8 protein-coding genes are annotated in these 10,817 nt (G+C 69.6%); all 8 read right to left on the reverse strand.

What is annotated here, in order from left to right:
- Window positions 1-42: 42 nt before the first annotated feature.
- Window positions 43-324 carry a hypothetical protein gene (locus LU699_RS06775; RefSeq protein WP_232580574.1) on the reverse strand — a complete coding sequence of 94 codons (282 nt, stop codon included), beginning with the start codon at window positions 322-324 and terminating at the stop codon, window positions 43-45.
- The gene (locus tag LU699_RS06780) at window positions 249-1,511 is read right to left on the reverse strand and encodes an acetate/propionate family kinase (RefSeq protein ID WP_232133935.1); all 1,263 of its coding nucleotides are present in this window, start codon (window positions 1,509-1,511) and stop codon (window positions 249-251) included. Before LU699_RS06780 ends, LU699_RS06775 begins: the two co-directional genes overlap by 76 nt.
- Entirely contained in the window at window positions 1,508-3,799 is a 2,292-nt protein-coding gene (locus LU699_RS06785) for a heavy metal translocating P-type ATPase (protein ID WP_232134731.1), read from the reverse strand. Before LU699_RS06785 ends, LU699_RS06780 begins: the two co-directional genes overlap by 4 nt.
- A gap of 134 nt (window positions 3,800-3,933) precedes the next feature.
- The gene (locus LU699_RS06790; RefSeq protein ID WP_232133934.1) at window positions 3,934-5,361 is read right to left on the reverse strand and encodes a bifunctional enoyl-CoA hydratase/phosphate acetyltransferase; all 1,428 of its coding nucleotides are present in this window, start codon (window positions 5,359-5,361) and stop codon (window positions 3,934-3,936) included.
- Between the two features lie 48 nt (window positions 5,362-5,409).
- Complete coding sequence (locus LU699_RS06795) at window positions 5,410-6,279, reverse strand: universal stress protein (protein ID WP_232133933.1); 870 nt, start codon at window positions 6,277-6,279, stop codon at window positions 5,410-5,412.
- Entirely contained in the window at window positions 6,276-9,047 is a 2,772-nt protein-coding gene (locus LU699_RS06800; protein ID WP_232149796.1) for a cation-translocating P-type ATPase, read from the reverse strand. Before LU699_RS06800 ends, LU699_RS06795 begins: the two co-directional genes overlap by 4 nt.
- The gene (locus LU699_RS06805; protein ID WP_232133931.1) at window positions 9,037-9,651 is read right to left on the reverse strand and encodes a hypothetical protein; all 615 of its coding nucleotides are present in this window, start codon (window positions 9,649-9,651) and stop codon (window positions 9,037-9,039) included. The genes LU699_RS06800 and LU699_RS06805 overlap by 11 nt, the downstream gene beginning before the upstream one ends.
- Window positions 9,652-9,688: 37 nt before the next feature.
- Entirely contained in the window at window positions 9,689-10,816 is a 1,128-nt protein-coding gene (locus tag LU699_RS06810; protein ID WP_232133930.1) for an ABC transporter permease, read from the reverse strand.
- Between the last annotated feature and the right edge of the window lies 1 nt (window position 10,817).

The following is a 10,817-nucleotide window of genomic DNA, read 5'->3' on the forward strand; positions in this document are numbered from 1 at the left end:
GCGCCCGTGGACCGGGGCGACGCGGCCGTCGCCGCGTGCGACTCAAAGCCGCACCTTGTCGAGGATCACCAGAACGCCGACGATGCCCGCCAGGGCGACGACCAGCACGCCGCCCCAGCCCTGGCTGATGCCGCCGCGCTTGCGGTAGATCACGTTGAGCGCGCCCACCGTGAGGACCGGCAACACCAGTACCAGCAGGATCATTTTCCAGATCGATTCGTCGAGCCCCAGCAGCATCACGTTCTCCTTCAGTTCGGTGTTGCGACCGCGCGTCCGGTCGATGCGGCGGCGAATGCCGACGCCGCGTGCCGGGCCGCGATCCATTCTTCGTTGGTCGGCTCCACGCCCACGACGATGCGGCTGTCGGCGGTGGAGATGATCGGCGCATCGGCCTGGTTGGCGCCTTGATCGAGCGCAATGCCCAGCCAGCCAAGCGCGCTGCACACGCGGTCGCGGACGAAGGCGTTGTGCTCCCCCACCCCGGCGGTGAACACCAGGAGGTCTAGGCCACCGAGCACCGCGGCCAGCGCGCCGATCTCGCGGACGATGCGGCGCACGTACAACGCCAGCGCGAGACGCGCACGCGCGCCGGTTTCGCCGGCATCGCTTTCGTGCTGCACGAGCACGCGCGGTTCGGACGAGATGCCCGACACCCCCAACAGCCCCGACGCGTGGTAAAGCATGCGGCCGAGCTCTTCGGAGGTCAGGTGTTCGACCTGCATCAGGTACAGCAGCACACCCGGATCGAGCGCCCCGGTGCGGGTGCCCATCATCAGACCGTCAAGCGCGGAGAAACCCATCGTCGTGGCGACGCTGCGCAGGTCCTGCAGTGCGCACAGGCTGGCGCCGCTGCCCAGGTGCGCGGCGATCACCCGCCCGCGTGCGCGCGTGCCGTGGCGCTCGGGCAAGGCGACCGACAGATAGTCGTAGGACAGGCCGTGGAATCCGTAGCGGCGCAGCCCAGGCCGACACAGCGCGTGCGGCAACGGCAGGACCTGCTCGACGTCGGGCAGCGTGGCGTGGAACGCGGTGTCGAAGCACGCTACCTGCGGCAGTTCCGGACACGCGTCCAGCAGTGCCTCGATCGCTTCGAGCGCGAACGGCTGGTGCAGCGGCGCCAGCGGGATGTAGGTCTTCAGGTCGGCCAGCACGGTGGCGTCCACGCGCACCGGCGCCGAGTACAGGCTGCCGCCGTGGACGACACGATGGACGATGCCGCGCAGCCTGCGTCCACCCAGGCGCGCCAATACCCCGTCGTGGATGTGCTGCAGCGCCGCGTGGTAGGGCTGCGCCTGATCCAGCGCGACCGCTGCCGGTGCGACGCCGGTCTCGCCGTACGTGGGCGCCGGACCGTCAATGCCCTGGACCTTGCCGTTCCACACCGGCGTGCGCGGCAGCGGATCATGTCCGGCGTCGAACAGCGCGAACTTGATGCTCGACGACCCGCAGTTGAGCACCAGCACCAGATCGCCGCGGGTGGGATAGCGGTCGGCGGCGGCAGGCAGCCTCATGCCCGGCTCCGCGACGCGGCCTGGGGTGTGGACGGGCCGATCCGTTGCCGGCGCAGCCGCAGTGCATTGCCCACGACCGACGCCGAGCTGAGGCTCATCGCCAGCGCGGCGAACATCGGCGACAGCAACCAGCCGGTGAACGGATACAAGACACCGGCGGCGAACGGCACGCCCAGGCCGTTGTAGACCAGGGCAAACAGCAGGTTCTGACGCATGTTGGCGACCGTCGCCTGCGACAGCGCGCGGGCGGTGGCGATGCCGCGCAGGTCGCCCTTGACCAGGGTCAGGGCCGCGCTGTCCATCGCCACGTCGGTGCCGGTGCCCATCGCGATGCCGACATCGGCGCGCGCCAGCGCCGGTGCATCGTTGATGCCGTCGCCGGCCATCGCCACGACGCACCCCTCGCGCTGCAGCCGTTCGACCAGGGCCAGCTTGTCGGCGGGTTGCACCTCGCCGTGCACCTCGTCAATGCCCAGCCGCGCGGCCACCGAGCGCGCCGTGGTCAAGCCGTCGCCGGTCGCCATGACCAGTCGCAGGCCGGCGGCACGCAACGCGGCCAGCGCCTCGGGCGTGCCCGCCTTGACCGGATCGGCGACCGCCAGCAGTCCCGCCAGCCGGCCGTCGACGGCGAGGTACATCACGCTGGCGCCCTCGGTACGCAGGGCCTCGGCTTCGGCCACCAGCCCATCGACTGCCACGCCGGCCTGGCGCATCAGTCCGGTGTTGCCCAGCGCCAGCGCACGGCGCTCGACCATGCCGCGCACGCCAATGCCCGAATCCGATTCGAACGCCGCCACGGTCTCGAGATCCAGCTGCCGCTCGCGCGCCTCGCGCATGATGGCCGCGGCAAGCGGATGCTCGCTGCCTTGGTCCAGGCTGGCCGCCAGCCGCAGCACCTCACCGGCGTCGAAGCCCGGGGCGGGCACCGCGCAGCGGAACGCGGGACGGCCTTCGGTGAGGGTGCCGGTCTTGTCGATCACCAGCGTATCGACCTGGCCCAGACGTTCGATGGCGGCCGCGTCCCGGAACAGGATGCCGTGGCTGGCACCGCGTCCGGTGGCGACCATGATCGACATCGGCGTTGCCAACCCCAGTGCGCAGGGGCAGGCGATGATCAGCACCGAAACCGCATTGATCAGGCCGTAGACCCAACTCGGCTGCGGACCCCACCAGCCCCAGACGAAGAACGCGACCACCGCGATCGCCACCACCGCCATGACGAAGCCGCCGGCCACGGTGTCGGCCATGCGCTGCATCGGCGCACGAGAGCGCTGCGCGGTGGCGACCATCTGCACGACCTGCGCGAGCACGGTGGCCCCGCCGATCTTCTCGGCGCGCATCACCAGCGCACCGGTGGTGTTGAGGGTGGCGCCGATCAACCGGTCGCCCGGCATCTTGCGCACCGGCACCGACTCGCCGGTCAGCATCGATTCGTTGACGGCGCTGGCCCCGTCCAGCACGACGCCATCCACCGGCACCTTCTCGCCCGGGCGCACGCGCAGGCGGTCGCCGACCTGGACATCGGCCAGCGCCACGTCCGCCTCGTCGCCATCGGCCGAGAGTCTGCGCGCGGTTCGAGGCGCCAGCCCGAGCAGCGAGCGGATCGCCGCCGAGGTCTGCGCCCGCGCCTTGAGTTCCAGTACCTGTCCGAGCAGGGTCAGCGAGACGATCACCGTCGCCGCCTCGAAGTACACCGACACCCGCCCCATCGACGCGAACGATGCGGGAAACACCCCGGGCGCGACCGTGACCACGACGCTGTAGGCAAACGCCGCGCCGGTGCCCAGGCTGATCAAGGTCCACATGTTGGGGCTGCGGTTGCGCAGCGACTGCCAGCCGCGGACGAAGAACGGCGCCCCGGCCCACAGCACCACGGGTGTGGTCAGCGCGAATTCCACCCAGCTTTGCACCGTCATGTCGAACAGGTGCAGGCGGTGGCCGAACATCGCCAGTCCGAACACGCAGACGGTCAGCGGCAGTGTCCACCAGAAGCGTCGGGAGAAGTCGCGCAGTTCGGGCGTGTCGTCGTCTGGCGTTGGCATCTCCGGTTCCAGCGCCATGCCGCAGATCGGGCACGCGCCGGGATGGTCCTGGCGGATCTGCAAGTGCATCGGACACAGGTACACCGCGCCGTCTGCCACGACGGCTGCAGGCACGTTACCGGCCGGCGCAGCGTGCAGCCAGCGTGCCGGGTCGGCGTCGAAACGCGCCGCGCAGTGCGCGCTGCAGAACAGCAGCACGTGCCCAGCGTGCTCGCGTCGATGCGCTGACCGCGCGTCCACCGCCATCCCGCACACGGGATCATGCAGCAGGGCCATCGCCTGCCCGACAGGATCGCGCACGTCCACATGCTCGTGCTCGTGCTCGTAAGCGGGCGCCATCGGCGCATGCGTGGCGGGATCGTGGGGCACCTGATCACGGGTCACGGCGGTGTGGTCCGATAGTGATGCGCCACCAGCGCGGCGATCGCACATGAGGCGAGGCGCGAGGCGCCCGAATCGGCGCGGCTGGTCAGGATCACCGGCACCTTCGCGCCCATGACGATCCCGGCGCTGGCGGCCTGGCCCATGTACATCAGCTGCTTGGCCAGCATGTTGCCGCTTTCCAGATCCGGCACCACCAGGATGTCGGCCTGGCCCGCCACCTCGGACACGATTCCCTTGGTGCGCGCGGCCGCGATTGAGACCGCGTTGTCGAAGGCCAGCGGACCGTCGAGCACGGCGCCGGTGATCTGGCCGCGGTCGGCCATCTTGCACAGCGCCGCCGCATCGAGCGTGGCTGGCATCGACGCGGTGACCGTCTCCACCGCGGCCAGGATCGCGACGCGCGGCTTGACCACGCCGATCACCTGCGCCAGTTCGATCGCGTTGCGGATGATGTCGGCCTTCTGCGCCAGGTCCGGGGCCAGGTTGATGGCGGCATCGGTGACGATGAACGCGCGCGGGTAATGCGGCGTCTGCAATACGAAGCAGTGGCTGACCCGGCGCCCGGTGCGCAGCCCGGCGCTCGAGGCGACAACCGCCGCCATCAGCTCGTCCGTGTGCAGGCTGCCCTTCATCAGCGCCTCGACCGTGCCCTGGCGGGCGAGATCGGCCGCGCGCGCGGCCGCCGCGTGGCTGTGCGGCACGTCCTCGATCAAGATTCCGGACAGGTCCAGGCTGGCCTCGGCCGCCACCGCGACCAGCTTCGCGCGCGGCGCGACCAGGATCGGCTCGATGACCCCCGCCGCCTGCGCCGCCAGCGCTGCCGAGAGGCTCGGCGCATCGCAGGGGTGCACCACCGCCACCGGGATCGGCGGCAGCGCTGCGACATGCGCCAGCAAGCGCACCAGTCCCTCGCCCCCTGCAGCATCAAGGCGGATCTCCGGCAGCATGGTGCGCGCGCGTTCGATGCGTTCGGACGGCGCCACGACATCCGCCTCGCCTTCGATGACCACTTGGCCCGCCTGGTTGGTGCACCGGCAGTCCAGCACCACGCCGCGCGTGGCCGGGTCCTTGCGCAGCACGACGACCTCGACCCGCAGCCGGTCGCCGACCTTGACCGGTGCACGGAACTGCAGCGACTGGCTGCGGTAGATCGTTCCGGGACCGGGCAGGCGCGTGCCCAGCACCGCCGAGATCAGCGCGCCGCCCCACATGCCATGCGCGATGACCTCGTGGAAGCGGGCGCCGGCCGCGAATGCCGGATCGACATGGAAGGAATTGACGTCGCCCGACATTGCGGCAAACACCTGGATGTCCTGCATCGTCAGGCTGCGCTCGAGCACAGCCCGCTCGCCGACGACCAGTTCGTCGAAGGTGCGGTTGCGCAGAACCTGCAGCGTGTCGTCGGCTGTGGATGTGGGGGTCATGTGCATTCCAGTTCGTGCACCGGCCACCCCGCGTGGCCGGCGCGTCCATCAACTGCGGATGAGCAGTGTGTCGACGGCCGAGGCCGCAACGATGCGCCGGGCGACGCTGCCAACGAGCAATTCGTACACCGCACCGCGCCCGTGGGTACCGACGACGACCAGATCCGGATCGACGCTCTCGACGTGCTGCTGCACCAGCCTCGCGGGATCGCCGTGCTCCACCACCAGTTCGGCATCAGGCGCGTGCTTGTGCAACAGGGCCTGCCCCGCCTCGCGCAGCTGCGCGCGCACCTGCGCGACCGTCTCGTCCTGCCCGGTGTTCATGAGTCCCAGCAACGGCACTTCGAAACCATGCAGCACCGTGAGCCGCGCTGCGGGGAACAACGCGCGTGCACGCTGCAACGCAGCCAGCGACGGCGCGGAGAAATCACTCGCCACCACCATATGGCGATATTCGCCATGCACACGCTCGTGCACGGTCAGCAGCGCAATCCGCTCTCGTCGCAGCAGGTGGTCGACGGTCGAACCGAACACGGTCGGACTCAGCACGCCCGGCCGCACCGGCCCGGTCACCACCAGCATGTCGCCGGCACAACCGTCGAGGATGCCGTTGAGCTGCGCTCCGGCATCGCCCTCGCCCGCGTGGACGCGCCACGCGACGCCCGGCTGGGCGACCTCGCGTCGCAGCCAGCGCTCGGCACGGGTCCGCAGCGAGGTGGCGCGGTACCAGTCGGGCTGCTTACGACGCAGGACTTTTTCGGCCTGGCGCGTCCCCGGATCGACCATGGTCGCGGCGACCGCCGTCCCACCCAGGCTGCGTGCCAGTACGAGCGCGCGGTCGAGCGCGCGGTCGCAACGCGGTGCACGGTCGGTTGCCAGCAGCACGCCGCTGCTACCGTTCGATTCGTTGACGCTCATCGCGTTTCTCCTGTCCGCGCAACGGATGGATCCGGCGCGTGCTTCAGCTCTTCAAAGACATCCAGTCGTCGCAACACCCATTTCTCGCATTCGAGAACGACCAGCAATGCGACACCCACCAGCACGATCACCCCACCCTCCAGCCACGGCACAGGCCTGCTGTCGAACAGCAGATGCATCCACGGCAGATAAGTGAAGGCCAACTGCGCCACCACCACACCGGCCACCGCCCATAGCACCGCCGGCGTACCGACCAGGCCGCGCCAGGTGAAGGCGCTGCCATGCAGGTAGCGCACGCTGAAGAGATAGGCGATCTCCATCACGCAGAACACGTTGACCACCATCGTCCGCGCGGTGTCCATATCCAGGCCTCGCTGCTGCGCCCAGCCGAAGATGCCGAACGCGCCCACGCTGAACAGCAGTGACACCAGCACGATCCGCCACAGCATGAACGGTGAAATCAGCGCTGCGCTACGCCGCCGGGGACGCCGCTGCATCACCCCCAACTCGGGCGGCTCGAACGCCAGTGCCAGGCCCAGGGTGATCGTCAGCACCATGTTGATCCACAGGATCTGCGGCGCGGTCATCGGCAGCGACCAGCCCAGCACGATCGCCAGCGCCACGGTCAGCGCTTCGCCGCCGTTGGTCGGCAGCGTCCAGGCAACCACCTTGCGGATGTTGTCGTAGACGGCGCGTCCCTCGTGCACCGCCGCAGCGATCGAGGCGAAGTTGTCGTCGGCCAGCACCATCTCGCTGGCCTCCTTGGCCGCCTCGGTGCCCTTGTGCCCCATGGCGATGCCGATGTCGGCCTGCTTGAGTGACGGTGCATCGTTGACCCCGTCGCCGGTCATCGCCGCGGTGTGCCCCAGCGACTGCAGCGCGCGCACGATCCGCAGTTTGTGCTCGGGACTGCTGCGGGCGAACACGTCGGTGCGTTCGACCAGCGCCGGCAGCGCCGCATCGGAGACCGATTCAAGCGCCCGCCCGGTGACGACGGTGGGAGCGTCGGCGATTTCGAGCTGGCGGGCGATCGCCTGCGCGGTCGCCGCATGGTCGCCGGTGATCATCTTCACCGCGATGCCGGCCGCGCGGCACTCGGCCACCGCGCGCCTGGCTTCCTCGCGCGGGGGATCGATGAATCCGGCGATCCCCGCGAACACCAGATCGCTCACGTCGGACAGGCCGAACCCGGGCGGCACCTGCGGCAAGCGCGCCTGGGCAAAGCCGAGCACGCGCTGGCCTTGCGCGCCCGCTGCATCCACCGCCTGCTGCCAAGCCTCCGGCTGGAGCGACTGCAGGCTACCCTCCGCGTCCAACTGCCCACGACTCAGCGCCAGCACCTGCTCGGGCGCGCCTTTCACGCACAGCAGCGCACCGCCATCGGGCTCGGCATGCAGGGTGGCCATGAAACGGTACCCAGCGTCGAACGGCACCTCGTCCAGACGCGGATGGCGCGCGTGCAGCGCGGACACGTCGACGCCGGCCTTGAACGCCAGCGCGAGCAGCGCGCCCTCCATCGGATCGCCATCCACCTGCCATGCGCCGTCCACGTCCTGCAGGCGGGCGTCGTTGCAGAGCGCGCCGATGCGGGCGACGCCCTCGGCAGCGGTGCGTGCGGCTTCGGCGCCGGTCGCCGGCCCGAATGCGCCCTCGGGCGCATAGCCGCTGCCTTCGACCTGCACCGCGCCGGCGGCCGTGCACACCAGGCGCACGGTCATCTCGTTGCGGGTCAGCGTGCCGGTCTTGTCGGTGCAGATGACCGTCGTCGCGCCCAGCGTCTCCACCGCCGGCAGCCGCCGGATGATGGCGTTGCGCGTGGCCATGCGGCGTACGCCCAGGGCCAGGGTGATGGTGATGACCGCGGGCAGGCCTTCGGGCACCAAGCCCACCGCCAGCGCCACCACGATCATCAGCGCATCCAGCCATGCGTAGTCGCGCCACAGCACGGCGAACGCGAACAGCGCCGCGGCCAGCACGAGCGCCAGTAGGGTAAAGCGCCGGCCGAACTGCCCGATCTGTGCCAGCAGCGGCGTGGTGATCGCCTGCACGCCACCGAGCAGCGTGCCGATGCGCCCGACCTCGGTCGCCGCCCCTGTTGCGACCACCACGACACTAGCCTGGCCCGAGGCGACCAGCGTGCCGGAATAGAGCATCGATGCCCGCGTCGCCAGGTCCGCATCCGCTGCGACCGGTTCACTGGTCTTGTCGGCAGGCACCGATTCGCCGGTCAGCACCGATTCGTCGATCCGCAATCCGCGCCCCCGCAGCAGACGCGCATCGGCGGGCACCCGGTCGCCAGCCTCCAGCAGCACCACGTCGCCTGGTACCAGGCCGGTCACCGGCACCTCGATCCGGGCGCCGTCGCGTTGGACATGCGCGTTGGCCGACAGCATCGCGCGCAGCGCTGACATCGCCTGCTCGGCACGTCCCTCCTGGATGTATCCGACGATCGCGTTGATCAGCACCACCACCGCGATGACGGCTGCATCCACAACATGCTGCAACAGCAGCGCGACCAGCGCGGCGGCCAGCAGGAACAGGATCAACGGGTCGTTGAAATGGCGCAGGAACCGCCGCCATGCCGGCACCGGACGCATCGCTGGCAGCGCGTTTGGGCCATGCGCGGCCAGACGCGCCTGAGCCGTCTCGCCGCGCAGGCCCTGCGCGGATGTATCCAGCATGTCGAGCACCGCGTTGACCGGCAGTGCATGCCAGTCCGGCGCGGCCGATGTCGACACCACCTGCGCGTGGCCGGCATTAATCCCCACGCAGCGCACCCGAGGGCCTGGTGCGGGCGGATGTTCTGAATGTTTTACGCGCAGGGGTCTGCTTAGCCGCCGGCTTGGGCATGGGCGGACTGGCAGTCTTGCGTGCCGGGCGCTTGGCTGGCTGCGCAGCCGAGGTCGCGGCTACATCCGCGTGCGCCTTCTGCGCGCGCGCGCCAGCCGTCAGCGGCGCGGCCCAGGCGCCCAGCAACGGCGCCCACGGACCATTGGTCCAGACGTCCGCCTCCGCCGCCGCGGGCAAGACTTCGGTCGTGGCCCGCTGCCAGCTCGACAGCGCCGACTGCAGACCTTCGGCAAAGATGTTCTGCGCTCTGATCGCAGTCTGGAGCGCGGCCTGGCCGTCCCCCAGCCGCTGCTGGAACAGCCTACCGAGCGAGTCAGCCGGCAGCGCCGACAGTGATTGCCAATCGCCCGATTCAAGCAGCGCCCGCAGCTCGGTGTCGGTTTCGACGATGCCGTCGCGGCTCAGGTGTTCGCTCAGTTCCAGCCAGTGCCGCCCGCCTTCCTGCAGCAGCTTGCAGATCCTCAACTGCAACTCGAGGTTGGCACGGTACAGCTGGAACGGCAGCAGGGTCACCTCTTGCATGATTGGCTCCTTGCTCGGTGGAAGACGGAAGAGGCGCTCATGCCATCTGCGCGATGGTGTTGCGGAAGCGCTGCAATGACAGGAAGAACAACGCGCCGCCGATGCCCAGCAGTGCCAGGAAGCGGGGCCATACCACGTCCAGTCCGGCGCCGCGGAACAGGATCGCCTGGCCCAGTTCGACGAAATGCGTGGTGGGTGCGAGCTGCATGACCCGCTGCACCGCCGCCGGCATGCTCTCGAAGGGCGTGCTGCCGCCCGACAGCATCTGCAGGGGCAACAGCACCAGCACGACCAGCATGCCGAACTGCGGCATGTTGCGGGCCACGGTGGCCATGAAGATGCCCAGCGACGTGGTGGCGAACAGCAGTAGCGCGGCGCCGGCGAAGAACAGCGTGGCCGATCCCGCCACCGGCACGTCCAGCAGGCCGCGCACCACCACGTTGAGCGACAGCGCGGCGGCCACCAGCACCACCAGGCCCATCGACCAGATCTTGGCAAGCATGATCTCCGCCGGGGTGACCGGCATCACCAGCAGGTGTTCGATGGTGCCGTGTTCGCGCTCGCGGATCAGCGCCGCGCCGGTGAGGATGATCGACAGCATCGTGATCTGGTTGATGATCTGCGACAGCCCGCCGAACCAGGATTTGTCCAGCGCCGGGTTGAAGCGCGCGCGCAGCGCCAGGTCGACCGGCGGCGCGGCGCGGCCGCGATAGCGGCTGACGAATTCGTTGATCTCCGCCATCGTCACCTGCTGGATGTAGCCGCTGCCGGTGAACGCCTGGGTCATGCGCGTGGCGTCGGTGTTGAGCTGGATCTGCGCCGCGCGACCGGCCAGCACGTCGCGCTGGAAGTTCACCGGGATGTTCATCACGAACGTGTAGGTGCCCGCGTCCAGCCCCGGGTCGACCTCGGCGTGGCCGATCATCGCCGGCGGCGCGAATTGCGGCGGATAGAACGCCGAGACGATGCGCTGCGACAGCTGGGAATTGTCCTCGTCCACCACCGCCAGCGGCGCGTTGTTGAGCGTCTCGGGCATCGACGAGGCCGAGGAGTACACGGCGAAGGTGAAGGTGAAGACGATCAGCGCGAGCATGATCGGGTCGCGCCACAGGCTCCAGAGTTCCTTCACCCCGAGGCGGTAGATGTTGGCCAGCGTCCGCCGCATC

It is taken from the genome of Luteimonas fraxinea (genome assembly GCF_021233355.1).
In the GTDB taxonomy this organism is placed as follows: Bacteria; Pseudomonadota; Gammaproteobacteria; order Xanthomonadales; family Xanthomonadaceae; genus Luteimonas; species Luteimonas fraxinea.